This is a genomic window from Geodermatophilus sp. SYSU D00696 (assembly GCF_054050235.1).
The window spans coordinates 266068-284976 of record NZ_JBJGYY010000001.1 but is presented as its reverse complement, the minus strand read 5'-3'; the positions used below and the strand labels follow the sequence as shown (position 1 = coordinate 284976).

Annotated in this window: 20 protein-coding genes; 13 read left to right on the top strand and 7 right to left on the bottom strand. The window is 75.0% G+C overall.

All coding sequences use genetic code 11. The features are described 5' to 3' along the window. Positions 1–20 precede the first annotated feature (20 nt). Entirely contained in the window at positions 21–1505 is a 1485-nt protein-coding gene (locus tag ACI79O_RS01355) for a glycosyltransferase family 2 protein (RefSeq protein ID WP_456913162.1), read from the bottom strand. Next, positions 1502–2128: a hypothetical protein gene (locus ACI79O_RS01350; protein ID WP_456886123.1), complete on the bottom strand. Its 627-nt coding sequence runs from the start codon at positions 2126–2128 to the stop codon at positions 1502–1504. The genes ACI79O_RS01355 and ACI79O_RS01350 overlap by 4 nt, the downstream gene beginning before the upstream one ends. Positions 2129–2416: 288 nt before the next feature. Between ACI79O_RS01350 and ACI79O_RS01345 the strand changes: the two genes are divergently transcribed. Further along, complete coding sequence (locus ACI79O_RS01345) at positions 2417–3265, top strand: mycofactocin-coupled SDR family oxidoreductase (RefSeq protein WP_456886121.1); 849 nt, start codon at positions 2417–2419, stop codon at positions 3263–3265. Positions 3266–3307: 42 nt separating this feature from the next. On the opposite strand, the gene ACI79O_RS01340 is transcribed toward ACI79O_RS01345, so the two are convergent. Further along, complete coding sequence (locus tag ACI79O_RS01340; protein WP_456886120.1) at positions 3308–4282, bottom strand: quinone oxidoreductase family protein; 975 nt, start codon at positions 4280–4282, stop codon at positions 3308–3310. A 173-nt stretch (positions 4283–4455) separates the two neighbouring features. On the opposite strand from ACI79O_RS01340, the gene serA reads away from it, so the two are divergent. The 3 genes from serA (at position 4456) to ACI79O_RS01325 (ending at position 7415) form a co-directional block, all read left to right on the top strand. Next, positions 4456–5667 (top strand): phosphoglycerate dehydrogenase, encoded by a 1212-nt coding sequence (serA, locus tag ACI79O_RS01335; protein WP_456913160.1) that lies wholly within the window; start codon positions 4456–4458, stop codon positions 5665–5667. Continuing rightward, complete coding sequence (locus tag ACI79O_RS01330) at positions 5657–6877, top strand: 3-deoxy-7-phosphoheptulonate synthase (RefSeq protein WP_456913159.1); 1221 nt, start codon at positions 5657–5659, stop codon at positions 6875–6877. The genes serA and ACI79O_RS01330 overlap by 11 nt, the downstream gene beginning before the upstream one ends. 145 nt (positions 6878–7022) lie before the next feature. Further along, positions 7023–7415, top strand: coding sequence for a nuclear transport factor 2 family protein (locus tag ACI79O_RS01325; RefSeq protein WP_456886113.1), 393 nt, complete (start codon positions 7023–7025; stop codon positions 7413–7415). Positions 7416–7439: 24 nt separating this feature from the next. Here ACI79O_RS01325 and ACI79O_RS01320 read toward each other — a convergent pair whose 3' ends face one another. Continuing rightward, complete coding sequence (locus ACI79O_RS01320) at positions 7440–7643, bottom strand: zinc-ribbon domain-containing protein (protein ID WP_456886111.1); 204 nt, start codon at positions 7641–7643, stop codon at positions 7440–7442. A 69-nt stretch (positions 7644–7712) separates the two neighbouring features. On the opposite strand from ACI79O_RS01320, the gene ACI79O_RS01315 reads away from it, so the two are divergent. The 6 genes from ACI79O_RS01315 to ACI79O_RS01290 all read left to right on the top strand — a co-directional run bounded on the left by ACI79O_RS01315 (position 7713) and on the right by ACI79O_RS01290 (position 12734). Further along, entirely contained in the window at positions 7713–8693 is a 981-nt protein-coding gene (locus ACI79O_RS01315; RefSeq protein ID WP_456886109.1) for a patatin-like phospholipase family protein, read from the top strand. Further along, positions 8690–9043 carry a nuclear transport factor 2 family protein gene (locus ACI79O_RS01310; protein WP_456886107.1) on the top strand — a complete coding sequence of 118 codons (354 nt, stop codon included), beginning with the start codon at positions 8690–8692 and terminating at the stop codon, positions 9041–9043. Before ACI79O_RS01315 ends, ACI79O_RS01310 begins: the two co-directional genes overlap by 4 nt. A 76-nt stretch (positions 9044–9119) precedes the next feature. Beyond that, positions 9120–9824, top strand: a complete 705-nt coding sequence (gene fabG / locus ACI79O_RS01305; RefSeq protein WP_456886105.1) for a 3-oxoacyl-[acyl-carrier-protein] reductase — start codon at positions 9120–9122, stop codon at positions 9822–9824. Then, positions 9824–10594, top strand: a complete 771-nt coding sequence (gene fabI, locus ACI79O_RS01300; protein ID WP_456913158.1) for an enoyl-ACP reductase FabI — start codon at positions 9824–9826, stop codon at positions 10592–10594. The genes fabG and fabI overlap by 1 nt, the downstream gene beginning before the upstream one ends. A 37-nt stretch (positions 10595–10631) precedes the next feature. Further along, positions 10632–11747: a ferrochelatase gene (locus tag ACI79O_RS01295; protein ID WP_456886101.1), complete on the top strand. Its 1116-nt coding sequence runs from the start codon at positions 10632–10634 to the stop codon at positions 11745–11747. A gap of 150 nt (positions 11748–11897) precedes the next feature. Beyond that, entirely contained in the window at positions 11898–12734 is an 837-nt protein-coding gene (locus ACI79O_RS01290) for a methyltransferase domain-containing protein (protein WP_456913157.1), read from the top strand. A gap of 21 nt (positions 12735–12755) precedes the next feature. Here the strand turns inward: ACI79O_RS01290 and ACI79O_RS01285 are convergent, their stop codons facing one another. After that, positions 12756–13490: a hypothetical protein gene (locus ACI79O_RS01285; RefSeq protein ID WP_456886098.1), complete on the bottom strand. Its 735-nt coding sequence runs from the start codon at positions 13488–13490 to the stop codon at positions 12756–12758. Positions 13491–13568: 78 nt separating this feature from the next. On the opposite strand from ACI79O_RS01285, the gene ACI79O_RS01280 reads away from it, so the two are divergent. Then, positions 13569–14009 carry an NfeD family protein gene (locus tag ACI79O_RS01280; protein WP_456874155.1) on the top strand — a complete coding sequence of 147 codons (441 nt, stop codon included), beginning with the start codon at positions 13569–13571 and terminating at the stop codon, positions 14007–14009. Positions 14010–14079: 70 nt separating this feature from the next. Further along, entirely contained in the window at positions 14080–15273 is a 1194-nt protein-coding gene (locus tag ACI79O_RS01275; protein WP_456886096.1) for an SPFH domain-containing protein, read from the top strand. Positions 15274–15307: 34 nt separating this feature from the next. Here ACI79O_RS01275 and ACI79O_RS01270 read toward each other — a convergent pair whose 3' ends face one another. Then, positions 15308–16282, bottom strand: coding sequence for a SigB/SigF/SigG family RNA polymerase sigma factor (locus ACI79O_RS01270; protein WP_456913156.1), 975 nt, complete (start codon positions 16280–16282; stop codon positions 15308–15310). Beyond that, the gene (locus ACI79O_RS01265) at positions 16279–16788 is read right to left on the bottom strand and encodes an ATP-binding protein (protein WP_456874152.1); all 510 of its coding nucleotides are present in this window, start codon (positions 16786–16788) and stop codon (positions 16279–16281) included. Before ACI79O_RS01265 ends, ACI79O_RS01270 begins: the two co-directional genes overlap by 4 nt. A 236-nt stretch (positions 16789–17024) precedes the next feature. Here ACI79O_RS01265 and ACI79O_RS01260 point away from each other — a divergent pair, with 236 nt between their 5' ends. Then, complete coding sequence (locus tag ACI79O_RS01260; RefSeq protein WP_456886092.1) at positions 17025–18896, top strand: SpoIIE family protein phosphatase; 1872 nt, start codon at positions 17025–17027, stop codon at positions 18894–18896. Positions 18897–18909 lie beyond the last annotated feature (13 nt).

Genomic DNA, 18909 nt, shown 5'->3' with positions numbered 1-18909 from the left:
CATGCTGCGCAGCGGTGGCCTCAGACGGTGAAACCGCGCTGGCGGCGGACCAGCTTCCGCAGCATGAAGATCGTCTGCAGGACGGTGAGCAGGTAGAGCACCGGCCAGCCGATGGACAGGATCGCCGACTGCACGCCGATGCTCTGCTGGCTCCAGGCGAAGATCAGCACGACGAAGGTGGCCGCCGCGCAGACCGCCGGCATGACGTAGGCCGACCCGCGGCCCCGCTCGGCCGCCGCCTGCGCCGCCCAGTTGTCCTTCTCCACCCGGGCGAAGAACTGCACCCACGCGGTGAGGAAGTGCCCCATGCGGACCCACATGTAGAGCTCGGCGGGCGCCACCAGCAGCGCGTAGAAGATGTCGCTGGCGCTCGTGTCGTGCATCGACAGCGCGATCCGCAGGTTGAGCAGCGTCGCCACCGCCGGCGGGATCAGCCAGACCGGGTTGAACACGAAGGCGTCGATCGACAGCGCCGCGGCAAGGAGCAGCAGGAAGCCCATCCGCGCGCCGATGTTGAAGACCATCGAGACGTTCTCGTACCAGCGCAGCCGCAGGTTCGGGTGCAGCGGCTGGCCCTTGCTGTCGCCGCGCTGGCCGGGCCAGAGCAGGTCGATGCCGCCGAAGTTCCACTTCACCTGCTGGCCGTGCAGCGCCCGCAGGGTGGTCATCGGGCCGACGAAGGCCCGGGCCCGCGCGCTGATCTTGGTGCTGAAGCCGGCGTCCTTGATCTGCAGCGAGAGCTTGGAGTCCTCGACCTCCGAGTCGCGCACCCACGGCGCGGACTGGTGGTGGCGGTACATGACCGTCTCGAGCGCGCGGACGCTGAACAGGCTGCACTGGCCGCCGAGCACGGCCATGTTCCGGCCGCGGACCAGGTTGTCCATGTTGAAACCGGCGAACTGCGCGCGCTGGCCGGCGACGAGGAACCGCGCCATCGCGCCGTGGACCCTCGACTTGTCGAAGGTGTAGATCGCCGACAGGCCGCCGATGCGCGGGTCGGTGACCATCTCCTTCTCCAGCCACTCCACGCAGCGCCGGTCGAGGGTGGTGTCGCCGTCGACGCCGAGGATGTAGTCGTGGCCGCGGCTGACGAAGTAGCCGTAGTTGAGGGCGCCGACCTTCTTGTCGGGGTTCTCGCCGATGTCGTGCACGTGCACGACGGTCCGGTAGCTCTCGCCCTTGACCACGCGGGTGTGCTCGCCGGCGAACTGCCCGGCGATCTCCGGGGTGTCGTCGTCGGTGTTGTTGATGACGACGTGGATGACGTCCGGCGGCCGGGTCTGGGCCAGCAGCGAGGTGAGGACGTCGGCGATCGTCGACTCCTCGTTGTACGCCGGGATGACGCAGCTGATCGTGGCGTGCCGCGGCTGCTGGTCGCGGGCCTCGGAGCCGCCGAACTCGGCCGGCACCAGCGAGCTGATGTCGGGGATCTCCTGGCCGCCGCGGGCCAGCAGGTGCGCGCGGTCGGTGGCGCGCCGGTTGCCGTGGACGACGAGCTGGGTCACGAGGGGTCCTCCTGCAGGAGCGGCAGCTCGAGGGTGTCGAGCACGGTCTGGCGGAAGTAGCGCTCCGCGCCGGGCTCGGTCTCGACCAGCAGGTCGAACTGGACCGAGACGGTGAGCGAGCCGGCGGCCGACGCGGTCCCCGGCAGGCTGAGCGCGGTGGTGTAGCTGAACGGCGGGGTGAGCGCGAACTCGCCGCGGTCCTCGGCGGCGAGGGCGCGGGTGCTGCCGTCGTCGGTGGTGGCCGCGAAGCGGGTCACCAGGACCTCGGCGTCGCCGTCCCCGCCCTCGACGTGCGCCGAGAGCTGGATGGTCTTGTCGTCCCCGGCGGTCCAGGTCGTGGCCTGTTGGTCGGTCCAGTAGTCGACGACGACGGTGCGGTCACCGGCCGGCAGCGTGCGGGTGAGCGAGCCGCTGTCGAGGTCGCCGGCCGGGCGGGCGGCCGCGGACGTCGTCGCCGCGGCCGTGGCGGCGTCGTCCTCGTCGGCGGCCGGCTCGGCCTCGGTGGTCTCGGCGGCCTCGGCGCTGAGGCCCGGGCTCATGCTGACGTCGGGCCACTCGCAGCCGGTCAGTCCGGTGAGCAGTGCGGCGCCGAGCGTGAACACGGCAGCGCGGGATCGGGGCATGGATCGGGACACGGTCTCCCCAGGAGCGAGCGATCGGGTGATCACCGGGGACCGGGCGCCGTTGCACACCCCCAGCAGTGGTCACCGGGGACGTTAGGGACGGTGACGGGGACCGGGCGAGACCCCGTGACCCCTGGGGGGGAGGCCCCTGCGGCGAGAGGTGCGGCCTCCCGGCGCATTCGCTCCTCCGCACGGCAGGAGGGTCCTTGACCTCCTGTGCGCTCCGGATCACAGTGATCCGGCACCGGGGTGGCCACCGGGGTGCACCCCGCGACGGAGGGGGTCACCGTGGGACGGGTCGAGGGGAAGGTCGCCTTCATCACCGGTGCCGCACGCGGGCAGGGTCGCGCCCATGCCATCCGGCTGGCGGAGGAGGGTGCCGACATCATCGCGGTGGACATCTGCCAGGACATCGCCACGGTGCCCTCCCCGGGCGCGACCGAGGCCGACCTGCAGGAGACGGTCAAGGCGGTCGAGGCGCTCGACCGGCGGATCGTCGCCCAGCAGGCCGACGTCCGCGACCTCGGCTCGCTGCAGCGCGTCGTCGACGAGGGGCTGTCCCAGTTCGGGCGCGTCGACGTCGTCTGCGCCAACGCCGGGATCGGCAGCTACGCCCCCGCCCTCGAGCTCACCGAGGAGCAGTGGCAGGACGTCGTCGACGTCAACCTGACCGGCGTGTGGAAGACGGTCAAAGCGGCGGTGCCGTCGATGGTGGAGCGGGGCGAGGGGGGCTCGGTCGTCCTGACCAGCTCCACGGCCGGGGTGATCGCCTTCCCCAACCTGGCGCACTACACCGCCGCCAAGCACGGGGTCGTGGGGCTCATGCGTGCGCTCGCCGTCGAGCTGGCGCCACACCGGATCCGGGTCAACTCGGTGCACCCCACGACCGTGGACACACCGATGGTGCAGAACCCGGCGAGCTACGAGCTGTTCACCGGGCGGCAGGACCTCAGCCGCGAGGAGGCGGAGCAGGCGTTCCGGCCGCTCAACGCCCTGCCGGTGCCCTGGGTGGAGGCGGTCGACATCAGCAACGCCGTCCTGTACCTGGCCTCCGACGAGTCCCGCTACGTCACAGGCACGACGATGATGATCGACGCCGGAGCGACAGCGCCGTACAAGATCCCGACCCAGGGCTGACGGGGCGCGGGTGCCGGGGAGGGGCCCCGGCACCCGCGGGCGTCAGCGGGTGGGGTCGAGGACGAGCTTGCCGGTGGTGCGGCGGGCGAGCAGGTCCTGGTGCGCCTCGCGGACGGCGGTCAGCGGGAAACGGCCGCCGCCGACCGGCTTCAGGGCGCCGTCGGCGACCAGCGGCAGCATCTCGCCCATCGCCTCGTCGAGCATGGCCGGCCGGCCGAAGCAGTGCGCCAGCCAGAAGCCGACGACCGCCCGGCTGGTGCCCATGAGCGCCGGCGCCTGCACCGGCTTCGGCGGGCGCCGGCCGGCCATGCCGTATGCCACGAGCCGGCCGAAGGGCGCCAGGGCGGAGAACGCGCCGTCGAAGACGTTGCCGCCGGTCATCTCCAGGACGACGTCGACCCGCTTGCCGCCGTTGGCCTCGCGCAGCGCGGCGGCGAACGCCTTGGGGTCGTCGTCGGCGAGGGCGGGGTCGACGCTGGCGTCGGCGCCGAGCTCCTCGGTCAGCGCGCGCTTCTCCGCGCTCGACGCGGTGGCGATCACCCGGCCCGCGCCCCAGCGCTTCGCCAGCTGGACCGCCAGCGAGCCGACCCCGCCGGCGCCGGCGATCACGACCACCGACTCCCCGGCGGCCAGGTGGGCGCTGGTGCGCAGCAGGTGCCAGGCGGTGGTGCCCTGCAGCACGAGGGCGAGGGCCTGCTCGTCGGTGACGCCGTCGGGCACCGGCCAGGTCAGCCGCGGGTTGGCGACCACCTTCTCGGCGTAGCCACCGCTGCCCTCGAGCAGCCCGACCACCCGCTCCCCGCCGCCGGCCGGGCGGCCCACGAACTCGGCCCCGGGGACCAGCGGCAGCTGCTGCGGAGCCAGGTAGCTGTCCTCGGTCTGGTGGGTGTCGGCGTAGTTCACCCCCGCCGACGACACCTCGTAGAGCTGCTGGCCGTCGCCGGGGACGGGGTCGGGGAGGTCGACGACGTCGAGGACCTCGGGGCCGCCGAAGCGGGTGATCTGCACGGCACGCATGCGGCTGAGGCTAGGTCGTGCGGCGGGCGGGGCCCCGACGGCATCGATCGGCAGGCGCCGACGGTCCGCGCTGGCCCGCCCGAAGGGGGTGCGGTCCGGCCGGCCCCCACCGGCGGCGCGGCCGGGCCTGGGAGCATGGGCAGTCGCGTTGTCTGAGGGAGGACGAGTCCGACATGCCCAGAGCCCTGCTGCTGGAGAACATCGACCCGGTGGCGGTGGAACTGCTGTCCTCGGCCGGTTACGAGGTGGAGTCCCTGCGGGGCGCGCTCGACGAGGCCGACCTGGCCGCCGCCCTCGACGGCGTCGACCTGCTCGGCATCCGGTCGAAGACGCAGGTGACCAGGAAGGTCGTGGAGAGCCGCCCGGCGCTCGCGGCGGTGGGCGCCTTCTGCATCGGCACCAACCAGATCGACCTGCCCGCGGCGGCCGCGGCCGGCGTCGCGGTGTTCAACGCGCCGTACTCCAACACCCGCAGCGTCGTCGAGCTGGCCATCGCGGAGATCATCAGCCTCGCCCGGCGGCTCACCGACCGGGACCGCGCCCTGCACGACGGGGTGTGGGACAAGTCGGCGACCGGCAGCCACGAGATCCGCGGCCGGACCCTGGGCATCGTCGGCTACGGCAACATCGGCAGCCAGCTGTCGGTGCTCGCCGAGGCGCTGGGCATGCGGGTGCTCTTCTACGACCTCGAGGACAAGCTCGCGCTCGGCAACGCCGAGGCCTGCGGCAGCCTGGAGGAGCTGCTCGAGCGGGCGGAGACGGTGACGCTGCACGTCGACGGGCGGGCCGGCAACGCGGGCCTGTTCGGCGCCGAGCAGTTCGCCCGGATGCGCCGGCGCAGCCTCTTCCTCAACCTCTCCCGCGGCTTCGTCGTCGACCACCAGGCGTTGCGCGAGCACGTCCTCAGCGGGCACATCGCCGGGGCCGCCGTCGACGTGTTCCCCGACGAGCCCAAGGAGCAGGGCGACCCGTTCGACTCGGTGCTGCGCGGGCTGCCCAACGTCATCCTCACCCCGCACGTCGGCGGGTCGACCCAGGAGGCCCAGTACGACATCGGCCGCTTCGTCGCCGGCAAGCTGGCCGATTACACCCGCACCGGGACGACGACGCTGAGCGTCAACCTGCCCGCGGTGGCGCTGCACGGGTCCTCGGCGGCGCGGTTCGCGCTGCTGCACCGCAACGTGCCCGGCGTCATGGCCCGGGTCGACGCGCTGGTCGGCGAGCACGGCCTCAACGTGGACGGCCAGGTGCTGGCCACCCGCGGCGAGCTCGGCTACGTCGTCACCGACGTCAACGGCGAGCTGCCCCCGACCCTGCACGCCGCGCTGCAGGCACTGCCCGAGACGGTCCGCATGACGACGTTCGGCCAGTCCCGTGCCGGCTGAGCGGATCCTGGACGCGGCGACCCGGGTCGCCGACCTCCTGGTCGAGGTGCAGACGCAGGTCAACGGGCAGATCGACGCCGCGCTCGGTGCGCTGCTGCCCGGCGTGCTCGAGCGGCTCGGCGTCCGGCCGGCCGACGGCGCCGACGTCTCCGGGCTGGTCAACACGCGGATCACGGGTCTGAGCGTGGTCGTCACCCCGGCGTCGGTCGCGACGGTGCTGCCGCTGTCGGCCGCCTCCGCCGCGACCACCGCCGCCGGGCGCCGCGCGGTCACCGACATCGTCACCGGCCGCGACGACCGCCTCGCCGTGATCACCGGCCCCTGCTCGATCCACGACCCCGAGGCGGCGTTGGAGTACGCCGGCTTCCTCGCCCGGATGCGCGAGCGGCACGGCGCGGACCTCGAGATCCTCATGCGGACCTACACCGAGAAGCCGCGGACGGAGGTCGACTGGAAGGGGTTCGCCTACGACCCCTTCCTCGACGGGTCCAGCCGGATCAGCGTCGGGCTGGTCGCCACCCGGATGCTGATGATCGCGATCACCGGCCTCGGCGTCCCGGTGGCCGCCGAGCCGCTCAACGCGCTGACGCCGCAGTACGTCAACGGCCTGGTCACCTACAACGGCGTCGGCGCCCGCAACGTCACCGACCAGACCGCCCGGGAGCGGGTGTCGGGCTTCTCGTCGGTCGTCGGCTTCAAGAACTCGCCCGAGGGGAGCATCGACGCCGCGATCTCGGCCGTGCTCACCGCGCGGGCCCCGCACGAGTTCCTCGGCGTCGACCCGCACGGGGTGTCGGCGCAGCTGTCGACGACCGGGAACGACACCGCCCACGTCATCCTGCGCGGCGACCGCCACGGCCCCAACTACTCGTCCGCGCACGTCGCCGACACGCGGCGCAGGCTGGCCGAGCGGGGACTGCCGGAGGTGCTCGTCGTCGACGCCTCGCACGGCAACAGCCAGAAGGACCACCGGCGCCAGCCCGCGGTGGTGCGCGACCTCGCCGGGCAGGTGGCCGGCGGGGAGCGGGCCATCCGCGGCGTCATGGTCGAGAGCAACCTGGTGGAGGGCCGGCAGGACCTCGACCAGCGGCACCCCGAGCGGCTGGCCCACGGCGTGAGCGTCACCGACGCCTGCATCGACCCCGCGACGACCGAGGCCGTGCTCGCCGAGCTGGCCGAGGCCGTCCGGGCCCGGCGGACCACGGGCTGACCGGCTCGTGCCGGCGCGGGCACGGCCGGTGACGCACCGTGCGCACGCGCCCGACTCCGGAGTACCGGTACGCACACCCCTCGCTCCCGTCCCCGGCTGGGAGCAGCATCGGCCGCCCAGCCCGACGGGAGGCCAGGAGGCGGTCGTGCCACACCCGAACGAGGTCCTGCTCCGGGACCTCTACGCAGCAGCAGCCGCAGGCGACGTCGAGACGCTCCGGCGCCTGTTCCACCCCGAGCTGGTCTGGCACGTGCCGGGCCGCAACGTCCTCGCCGGTGACTACAAGGGGTTCGACGAGGTGGTGGCTCTCTTCGGCCGCCTGGCGGCGCTGACCGAGGGCACCTTCCGGTCGGACCTCCACGACGTGGTCGCTGGCGACGAGCACGTCGTCGGGCTGCACACCGAGCGGGGGCAGCGGGCGGGGCGCTCCCTGGAGGCCCGCCTGGCGCTCATCGGGCACGTCCGGGACGGCCGCCTGTCCGAGGTGTGGGAGGGCCACCTCGACGCCGAGGCCTTCGACGCGTTCTGGTCGGACTGAGCGGGCCGGGAGCCCGCGGCCGGCTCAGACCGCGACGGCGGTGCCGCAGACGCCGCAGACCTCGAGGTGCTGCCGGCGCCAGCGCAGGACGGGCACGAAGAACACGCTGAACTGCCGGAACTGGCGGATCCGCGACCACACCGTGGTGTGGGAGCAGCGCGGGCAGGTCCGCAGCTGCCCGGGGCCGAGGTGCTGCTGCTTCGTGCCGAACCCGAAGAGGAGGAACACCGGGTCAGCGTAGGCAGCGCAGGCCCGCCCCGCCGGGCCTGCGGACCAGGCCCGTGGCACCCTCGTTCCGTGGTCAGGGTGGGGTTGGTGCTGGGCGGGGGCGGCGTCGTCGGTCAGGCCTACCACGCCGGCGTCCTCGCGGTCCTCCAGCACGACTTCGGGTTCGACGCCCGCGGCGTCGACGTCGTCGTCGGGACCTCGGCCGGGTCGATCACCGGCACCCTGCTGCGGGCCGGGGTCTCCGCCGAGGACCTCGCGGCCTGGACGGTCAAGGCGCCGCTGTCCGGCGACGACGACGTGCTCAAGACCATGGCCGCGACCGTCGTGCCCGAGCTGGCGCCCTTCCGGCCGCTGGAGGTGCTGCGCCGGCCGCTGCGGCTGCCCGGCCCGCACCTGATCGCCCGGGCGGTGGCCCGGCCGCTGCGGTTCAACCCGATGGCCGCCGCCATGACGCTGCTCGCGCCGGGGCAGCACGACGTCGTCGAGCAGCTGGCCGCCCTGCGCGAGGTCGAGGGGCCCGGGTGGCCCGAGCGTGACCTCTGGATCACCGCGGTGCGCCGCCGGGACGGGCGCCGGGTCGTCTTCGGCCGCCCGGGGGCACCGCCGGCGCCGCTGCACCTGGCCGTCGCCGCCTCCTGCGCGGTGCCCGGGTACTTCGCCCCGGTGCGCATCGGCCGGCACGCCTACGTCGACGGCGGCGTGCACTCCGCGACCAACGCCGCGGTGATGCGCAACGCCGGCGTCGGCCTCGTGCTCGTCGTCGCCCCGATGAGCGGGTCGCCGGGCTGGCGGCCCGACGTCACCGCCGCCGTGCGCCGCTTCTCGCAGCGGGTGCTCGACCGTGAGGTGCGGGCCCTGCACACCGCCGGCATCCGGACCGCGGTCTTCACGCCGGGCGCCACCGAACAGGAGGCGATGGGCGCGGACATGATGTCGCGCAACCGCCTCGACGAGGTCATCCAGCAGTCGTTCATCCAGGCCGGCGCCCACGCCGCGACGCCCGAGGTGGCCGCGCTGGTGCGCGAGGCCGCGACGCGGAGGGCGCCGTGACCGCACCCCGTGAGGTCGCCGAGGCCTTCAGCCGGCACCGCTTCCGCGAGGTCTACGCGGCCCTGGCCCCCGACGTCGTCTGGACCGCCGTCGGCACCCGGCAGTTCGTCGGCCGGCAGGCCGTGGTCGACGCGTGCGAGGAGACCCTCGCCGCGCTCGCGGCCACCGACGTGGAGTTCACCCGCTTCGTCGTGGTGGCCGACGGCGACGCCGCGGCCGTGGACACCGTCGCCCGCTACACCGACCGCGGCGGCACGTCGGTGGTGGCCTCCTGCGACGTCTACGAGTTCCGCGGCGGGGCGCTCTCGACCATCACCTCCTACGACGTCGAGCTGCAGACGCCCGGCTGACCACCCGCGGCCGGGTGGGACCGGAGCAGTCCAACTAGGTTGGACGCCGGACGAGGTCCTCGGACAGGGGGTGCACGTGGCCAGGTCGGTGCTGGTGACCGGCGGCAACCGGGGGATCGGGCTGGCCATCGCCCGGTCCTTCGCCGAGCAGGGCGACGCGGTGGCCGTCACCCACCGTGGCAGCGGCGCCCCCGAGGGGTTGTTCGGCGTGCAGTGCGACGTCACCGACGCCGAGGCCGTCGACCGCGCGTTCACCGAGGTCGAGGAGCACCAGGGCCCGGTCGAGGTGCTGGTCAGCAACGCCGGCATCACCCGCGACGGGCTGCTCATGCGGATGAAGGAGGACGACTTCACCGACGTCCTCGACGCCAACCTCACCGCCGCCTACCGGGTCGCCAAGCGGGCGACGCCGAAGATGGTCCGCGCGCGCAAGGGCCGCATGGTGTTCGTCAGCTCGGTCGTCGGGCTGCTCGGCTCGGCCGGCCAGACCAACTACGCCGCGAGCAAGGCCGGCCTCGTCGGCCTGGCCCGCTCGATCGCCCGCGAGCTCGGCAGCCGCAACGTCACCGCGAACGTCGTCGCGCCCGGGTTCGTGCGCACCGACATGACCGCGGAGCTGCCGGAGAAGCGGCAGCAGGAGATCCTCGGGCAGGTGCCGCTGAACCGGTACGCCGAGGCCGACGAGATCGCCGCCGTCGTCCGCTTCCTCGCGAGCGACGCGGCCGGATACGTCACCGGGGCGGTCGTCCCGGTCGACGGCGGACTGGGGATGGGGCACTGATGGGGATTCTCGAGGGCAAGAAGGTCCTGGTCACCGGCGTGCTCACGGAGGCGTCGATCGCGTACGCGACCGCCCGGATCGCGCAGGAGCAGGGCGCCACCGTCGTGCTGTCCAACTTCGGCCGCGCCCTGTCGCTGTGCCAGCGGATCGCCAAGCGGCTGCCGCAGGAGGCACCGGTCGTCGAGCTCGACGTGACCGACACCGAGCACCTGGCCACGCTGGCCGACCGGCTGCGCGAGCAGGGCTTCGACACCCTCGACGGCGTCGTCCACTCGATCGGCTTCGCCCCGCAGGAGGCGATGGGGGAGGGCTTCCCCGAGGTCTCCTGGGAGCACGCCGCGACGGCGTTCCAGGTGTCGTCGTGGTCCTACGCCTCGCTGACCCAGGCCTGCCGCCCGCTGCTGGCGAACCCGTCCTCGGTCGTCGGCCTCACCTTCGACGCCTCCGTCGCCTGGCCGGTCTACGGCTGGATGGGCGCGGCCAAGGCGGCCCTGGAGTCGGTCAGCCGTTACGTGGCCCGCGAGCTCGGCCCCGACGGCGTGCGGTCCAACATCGTCGCCGCCGGCCCGCTGCGCAGCATGGCGATGAAGGCGATCCCCGGCAGCGCCCAGTTCGAGGAGGCGTGGGAGGGCCGCGCGCCGCTGGGCTGGTCGGTCACCGACACCGAGCCCGCCGGCAAGGCCGTCGTCGCGCTGCTGTCGGACTGGTTCCCGGCCACCACCGGCGAGATCGTCCACGTCGACGGGGGCTTCCACGCCGTCGGCGTGTGAGCGCATCCGGCCCCGCAGTCCACCGAGAAGGAAGTCCGTGCCCCGCGCCACCGTCGACCTGCACCCCGGCCAGCGACCCGACGAGGAGCCCTCGCTCGCCGTCCGCAACAACGGGGGGACGCCCCCGCCGGCCGCGCCCGCGCCCGCCGGACGCCGGGAGGCGCTGCTGGTCCTCTCCTTCGGCGGCCCGCGCGGCCACGACGACGTCATGCCGTTCCTGGAGAACGTGACCCGCGGCCGCGGGGTGCCGCGCGAGCGGCTGCTCGACGTCGCCGAGCACTACCACCACTTCGGCGGGGTCAGCCCGATCAACGAGCAGAACCAGGCGCTGGTCGACGCGGTCCGGGCCGACCTCGCCGCGAACGGCGTCGACCTGCCGGTCTACTGGGGCAACCGCAACTGGGACCCCTACGTCGAGGACGTCTGGCAGCAGATGACCGACGACGGCGTCGAGCACGTCTACGTGCTGGCGACCTCGGCCTACGCCTCCTACTCCGGCTGCCGGCAGTACCACGAGGACCTCGCCCGGGCCCGGATCGCGACCGGCGGCGGCCCGACGGCGGAGAAGCTGCCGCACTACTTCGACACCCCCGGCTTCGTGCGGGCCAACGCCGACGCGCTCGCCGCCGCCCTGGCCGAGCTGCCTCCCGAGCACCGGGACACGGCCCGGCTGGTGGCGACGGCGCACTCGATCCCCGACGCGATGGCCGCCGTCGCCGGTCCCGACGGGCACGCCTACGAGGCCGAGCTCCGGGCTGCCGCGCGCGCCGTCGTCGACGCCGTCGAGCCCGGTCGCGCCTTCGACCTGGTGTGGCAGAGCCGCAGCGGCCCGCCGTCGGTGCCGTGGCTGGAGCCCGACGTCAACGACCACCTGCGCGCGCTGCACGAGAACGGCGAGACGGCGGTCGTGCTGTTCCCGGTCGGCTTCGTCAGCGACCACCTCGAGGTCGTCTGGGACCTCGACAACGAGGCGCGGGAGACCGCCGAGGAGCTGGGGCTGGCCTTCGTCCGCGCCGGCACCGCAGGCACCCACCCGGCGTTCGTGGCGATGGTCCGCGAGCTGCTGCAGCAGCGCCGCGCCGGCGGGGAGCCCCGGCTGGGCACCAACTGCCCGGCCGCCTGCTGTCACGTCGCGCGGCCCCGCCCGGCCTGACCCGCACTGCGGGTGTTCCTCACGCTGTGCCGGTCCTGCAGCACCGGCAGAGCGCCAGGAACGCCCGCAACGTCGCGCCCCCGTTGACCCCGGCCGGGTGCGGCGGGTAGACCGTCGGACCACCGGGGGCCGTTCCGAGGACGGTGTGCCGTGGTCGACGTCCACCCCGCCAACGCCGCGCAGCTGACCGCCTGGGACGGCGACCAGGGCGCGTACTGGGCCGCCCAGGCCGACCGCTTCGACCGGTCGATCGCCCGCTACGACGCCGCCTTCCTCGCCGCGGCCGACCTGCACCCGGGGGACCGGGTCCTCGACGTCGGCTGCGGCACCGGCCGCACCACGCGGGAGGCCGCGCGCCGCACCGGGTCCGCGCTCGGCGTGGACCTGTCCTCGGCGATGCTCGGGGTCGCCCGCCGGCGCGCCGCCGAGGAGGGGCTGACCGGCGTCCGGTTCGAGCAGGCCGACGCCCAGGTGGCGACCTTCCCGCCGGCCGGCTTCGACGTGGCGATCAGCCGGACCGGCGCGATGTTCTTCGCCGACCCGGTGGCCGCGCTGGCCAACGTCGGCCGCGCGCTCGTGCCCGGCGGCCGGCTGGTCCTGCTGGTGTGGCAGGCGATCGAGGCCAACGAGTGGATGACCGAGATCCTGGGCGCGCTGGCCGCCGGGCGTCCGCTGCCCGCGCCGCCGCCGGGCGCGCCCGGACCGTTCTCGCTCGCCGACCCCGGGCGCATCCGCGAGGTGCTGACCGCCGCGGGGCACCGCCAGGTGGAGATCGAGGGACTGGCCGAGCCGGAGTGGTTCGGCGCCGACCCCGACGACGCCCAGACGTTCGTCCTCGGCCTCGCCGGCTGGCTGCTCGAGGGCCTGGACGACGCCGCCCGGGAGCGTGCGGTGGCCGACCTGCGCGGCCGGCTCGAGGCGCACGCCGGCCCGGACGGCGTCGAGTTCGCCTCCGCGGCCTGGCTGGTGACCGCCGTCCGGCCGTGAGGGCGGTCAGCCCGCCGGCGGCTACCGCGGGACGGCGTTGTAGGCGGCGAGGGTCGCCTCGCGGACGGCGGCGGCCAGCGGCCGCAGGGCGTCGTCGCGGGCGGCGGCCTGGCCGCCGGTCACCGCGCCGCCGGGGGCGTCGGCGGTCGCGAGGTCGAGCACCCGGGCCAGCCGCCGCGCGCGGGCGAGCACGGAGGACGCCAGCGGGTCGGTGTCCGGGGGCAGCTCCGGCGCCCGCGCGCCGGCCAGGCCGGTCAGCAGCGCGGGGACCTCGGGGTGCCAGCGGGCGAGGTCGAGGCGGGCCAGCGTGCGGGCGGCGTCGACCACCGCCAGGTCCAGCGCCCCGGAGACGGCGCGCAGCGGGCCCTCCGCCGGCGGCGGGGCGGGCGCGACGCCGGCGAGGTCGACCGCCGTCCAGGCCACCACCTCCGGGCCGGCGCTCTCGGGGACCAGCGCCACCCGCTCGCCGACCGCCGCCTGGCCGGCCTCCAGCGCCAGCGCGGCCAGTCCCGGTGCCGCAGGCAGGCCGCGGACGTCGCCGGGCACCGGCAGCACCAGGCGGACCCGGCGCTCGCCGAGCCCGCGCAGCGCGGTCAGCGCCCAGCTCAGCGGCACGGTGCCCGACGCGCCGGGCAGGCCGGTCACCGGGTGCGCGCGGTCGTCGGCGAGCGCGTCGAGCGCGGCGTCGGTGGAGGTGCGGCCGGAGAGCCAGGCGGTCGCCCAGACCGCGAACCGGCCGGCGGGGAGGTCGTGCACCCCGCGAGGCTACGTCGGGCCGGCGCCGGGCGCGGAGGGAGGCGCCCCGGAGGGGGACGGTCTGGGAGACTGCGGGACATGGCTGCGTGGGTGCTCTGGCTGGTGGCCGCGGGCCTGTTCACCGCGGGTGAGGTGGCCAGCCTCGACCTGGTCCTGCTGATGTTCGCCGGCGGGGCGCTCGGCGGCATGGTGGCCGCCCTGGCCGGGGCCTCGGTCCCCTTCCAGCTCATCGCCTTCGTCGCCGTCTCGGTGTTCCTCATCGCCAGCGTGCGCCCGGTGGCCAAGGCGCACCTGGAGAACCGGACGCCCCGGCACGTCGACGGCGTCCAGGCGCTGGTGGGCCGCACCGCCGTGGTGACCCGCGCCGTGGGTCGCTCCGGCGGCCGCATCCAGGTGGGCGCCGACGAGTGGACCGCCCGCACCGGCTTCGACGAGACCTTCGACGTCGGTGAGACCGTGCGCATCCTGCAGGTGGACGGCGCGACCGCGGTCGTGGGCGAGGCCTTCGGGGAGCGCTGAGCGCAACCGTGACCCGCGGCGACGGGTGGGGGATGATCACGGTCAGGCACCGACCCCCTGGAGGCCGCCCGTGACCCCCGCCCTGATCGCGCTGATCGTCGTCGCCGCCGTGTTCGTGCTGGTGATGGCGAAGGCCGTGACGATCGTCCCGCAGGCCCAGGCGAAGGTGGTGGAGCGGCTGGGCCGCTACAGCCGCACGCTCACGCCGGGCCTGTCGTTCCTCGTGCCCTTCGTCGACCGGGTGCGGGCCACCATCGACCTGCGCGAGCAGGTCGTCTCCTTCCCGCCGCAGCCGGTGATCACCTCCGACAACCTGCAGGTGGGCATCGACACCGTCGTCTACTTCCAGGTGACCGACCCGCGGCTGGCCACCTACGGGATCGCGAACTACATCACCGGCATGGAGCAGCTGACCACGACGACGCTGCGCAACGTGGTCGGCGGGCTCAACCTCGAGGGCACGCTCACCGGCCGCGACGGCATCAACAGCCAGCTGCGCGAGGTCCTCGACGGCACCACCGGGCCCTGGGGCCTGCGGGTGGCGCGCGTCGAGATCAAGGCCATCGACCCGCCGCCGACCATCCGCGACTCGATGGAGAAGCAGATGCGTGCCGACCGCGACAAGCGGGCGGTCATCCTGCAGGCAGAGGGGCAGCGGCAGTCGGCGATCACCAGCGCCGAGGGGCAGAAGGCGGCGGCGATCCTCTCCGCGGAGGGCCGCAAGCAGGCGGCGATCCTCGACGCGGAAGCCGAGCGGCAGAGCCGGATCCTGCGCGCCGAGGGCGAGCGGGCCGCGCTGTTCCTGCAGGCGCAGGGTCAGGCCAAGTCCATCGAGACGGTGTTCCGGGCCATCCACGACGGCCGGCCCGACCAGGGGCTGCTGGCCTACCAGTACCTGCAGACGCTGCCGCAGATCGCCCAGGGCGACGCGAACAAGATGTGGATCGTCCCCAGCGAGTTCAGCAAGGCGCTGGAGGGGCTGTCCCGGCTCGGCGGGGGCGACGGCGAGAGCCGCTCGTTCCTCGACGTCCCGCCGCCCGGGGACGGCGCGCCGGCGGCCGAGCCGATCGACACCAGCAGCTGGTTCGAGTCGCAGCTGCCCCCGGCCGCCGCGCAGCCCGAAGCGCGGATCGAGATGTCCAGCATCGCCGACGCCGGCCCGGCCCTCCCGTCACCGCAGCTGCCGCCGACGACGGACCTGGCCCGGGCCGCCGAGCACGGCGTCGCGCCGCACGAGGGCAACGGCGCCCGCCCGGACGCCTGAGGACCGGTGCACTTCCGCGGAGGTGCACCGGTCGTCAGTCCTTGAGGAGGCCCTCGCGGAGCTTGGCCAGCGTCTGGGACAGCAGCCGGGAGACGTGCATCTGCGAGATGCCGATGTCGGCGGCGATCTGCGACTGGGTCATGTTGCCGAAGAAGCGCAGGATGAGGATCCGCCGCTCGCGGGCCGGGATGGTGGCCAGCAGCGGCTGCAGCGACTCGCGGTACTCCACGCCCTCGAGCGCGGCGTCCTCCTCGCCGAGCGTGGCGGCCAGCGTGGGGGAGTCGTCCTCGCCGGAGAGCCGCTCGTCGAGCGAGCTGCTGCGGTAGGCGTTGGCCACCGCGAGGCCCTCCAGCACCTCCTCGCGGGGGATGCCCAGGTGCTCGGCGAGCTCCGACGGCGTCGGCGCCCGGCCGTTCTTCTGCGCCAGCTCGCCGACCGCGGAGTTCAGCGACAGGTGCAGCTCCTGCAGCCGGCGCGGGACCCGCACCGACCAGCCCTGGTCGCGGAAGTGCCGCTTGATCTCACCGGTGATCGTCGGCACGGCGAAGGAGAGGAACTCCACCCCGCGGTTGGGGTCGAACCGGTCGATCGCCGCGATCAGGCCCAGGGTGCCGACCTGCAGCAGGTCGTCGAAGGGCTCGCCGCGGTTGCTGAACCGGCGGGCGAAGTGCCGGACGAGGGGCAGGTGCTCCTCCACCAGGACCTCGCGCAGCCGCTCGCGCCGCGGGTCGTCCTTCTCCAGCGTCGCGAGCTCGGCGAACAGCGGAGCGGTGCGCTCGGCCCGGCGGCGGTTGTCCGACACCGGGGCGCTGTCGGGCTCGGGGGCCTCGCTGGTGTCGTCGGCGGCTTCCTCGGTGCTGTCGTCGTCGGTGCTCTCGTCCTGCGCGGTGTCCTCGTCCCCCGGGACGGGGGCCTCGGCCACCTCGACGGGGTCGGGCGTGTTCTCCGGCTGGTCGTCGTCCAGGGTGTCCTCCTCGACGGCCCGGCTGCTGGCGGCCGCCGACGTCACGGGGCGACCGAGAGGTCGCTGCCCACACCGTTGCCCGGGCGGCCGGCGAGCTCACCCGGTCGCTGGCCGGGCAGGTACTTGTCCATGCTGATCAGGGCCACCGGCGCGTCGCTGCCGTCACCTCCGGGCACCGTCGCCTGGGTCGCGCGCCGGCCGTCGACGTTGTCGGCGAGGGTCGCCAGCACCGCCCAGCCGAAGCCGTCGCGGGGGACCTCGGTGCCGTCGGCGGTGGGGACCCACGCGTCGATGTGCAGCCCGGCGCGCGAGGTCTCGAACACCACCGTCAGCGGCTCGTCGCCCCGGGCGATCGCCGAGAGGGTCGCGCACGCCTCGTCGACCGCCAGGCGCAGGTCCTCGACCGAATCGAGGTCGTAGTCCATGCGGATGGCCAGGTCGCCGGCCATCGCCCGCACCGCGGGCAGCTGGGTCGGCGTGGTGGGCACGCGCAGTTCCAGTCGTTCGGCGCGCCGCCCGTCCTGGGCGAGGGCACTCCTCGAGTCCGCCATCCGTCGTCTGCTCCTCATCCGTTGCGGCCACCCGCTCCGCCCGGGTCGGCGGGTGCGCGGGCGCCCGACTCCATCCTGCCCGCCGGGCCGTCCTGACTCCGCACGGGGGCGGGGTCGGGTCCCCGGCCGCGTGCCAGCGCGACGGGCTACCCCGCCTCCGGGCTGGTCAAACACCCTCCGGACGGGACCGTCCGCGCGGTTGCCGGGGTGCAGGCGCTGTTGTCTGCTTGTGCCGGATGAACGCCAGCCAGGGCAGCCTGCCGTCGGGGCCCCGTCCCGCCGTGGACGAGGGCCCGGCCGCGCTGGTCGCGGCGCTGGAGGAGGCCCCCTCGGCGCTGTGGTTCGTCACCGGCCCCGACCAGCGCACGGTGTGGGCCAACGCCCGCGCCCGCGCCCTGGGCCCCGCGCCGGACGGCCTGCCGGTGGTCGGCGGCCGCCCGGTCGCCGACCTGGTCGCCAGCGTGCTGCGCACCGGCCGTCCCGAGATCCTCACCGGCGTCCTGGACGAGGAGGGCCCGCCGGTCACCGTGGCCGTCCGCCCGCTCGCCGCCGGCCCCGACCCCGGCGCGGTGCTCGTGCTCGAGGGCGGCCTCGAGGGCGGTGCGGGCCGCGACGCGGGCGACGTCCCGCCGGCCGCCCCGCCCGTCGACGTCGTCGGGGAGGCCCAGCACTCGCTGCTGCCGCCGTCCCTGCCGCTGCTGCCCGACGTGCGGCTGTCGGGCAGCTACCACCCCGCCACCTCGGCGCGCGCCGCCGGCGGCGACTGGTACGACGCGGTGCCGCTCGGCCACGGCCGGCTGGCGCTGGTCATCGGCGACGCCGTCGGCCACGGCGTGCCGGCCGCGGCCGCGATGAGCCGGCTGCGCGGCGCCATGCGCTCCAGCGCGCTGCGCGACCCCGCCCCGGCGGCGGTGCTCGCCGCGCTCGACGACTTCGCCGCCCAGATGGACGACGTCCAGGGCGCGTCGGTGTTCTACGCCGTCCTCGACGCGGCCACCGGCGCGCTGACCTTCGCCGCGGCCGGCCACCCGCCGCCGCTGCTCGTGCACGCCGACGGCACCAGCACCTACCTGCCGGTCACCGCGCGCCCGCCGCTGGGCACGCTCCCGGGCGCCGCCACCCCGGTGGCCCGCGCGCAGCTCGAGCCCGGCGCCACCCTGGTCCTCTACTCCGACGGCGCCGTGGCGGCCTCCGGCCCGCCGCCTGCCGAGGGGCTCGGCCGGCTCAGCCAGGTCGCCCGGGCGGCGCTCGCCGACCCTGCCGCGCTCGACGGCGGGGCCGTGGCGGGGCTCGCGGCCGAGATCGCCGGCGCGCTGTTCTCCGACGACGGCCGGCCCGACGACGTCGCCGTCCTGGTGGCACACCGCCGCGCCCGGTCGGTGGAGCCGCTGCAGCTGGACCTGGTCGCGATCCCGTCCGCGCTGCCTGCGGTCCGCCGCCGGCTCGGCGCGTGGCTGACCGCCCTGGGCATGGGCGAGCAGGACCGGGTCGGGGTGATGGTGGCCGTGGGGGAGGCCTGCGCCAACGCCGCCGAGCACGCCTACCGCGACACCGAGCCCGGCCCGATGCAGGTCACCGCCGCGGTCGACGTCGACGGGGTGCTCACCGTCACCGTCCACGACGAGGGCACCTGGCGCCCGCCCGACCGGGATCCCGGTGACCGCGGCCGGGGGCTGCTGATCATGCGGCAACTGGTCGACGGCATGGTCCTGCGCGGCGAGCAGGGCACCACGGTGACGCTGCGCACCCGGCTGCGGCAGACGCCCGACGAGGAGCCCGAGCACCCGGTGGGTGGCACGGGCGCCACCGTCGTCGTGGACCGCGGCGGCGGCAGCCCGGTGGTGCGGGCGGCCGGCGACGTCGACATGGTCAGCGCCGAGCAGTTGCGGATCCGGCTGCTGGAGGCCAGCCACGGCGGCACCGTCCGGGTCGAGCTCGACCTGACCGCGGTCACCCTGTTCAGCAGCGCGGCGGTCCGCGTGGTGCTCGCCGTCGCGGCCATCGCCGAGGCGGAGGGCTGGCGGCTGGTGGTGCACGCGCCGGCCGGCGGCGTCACCCGGCACATCCTCGAGGTCAGCGGGCTGCAGCGGCTGGTCGAGCTGCGCTGACCTCGTCCCCGTT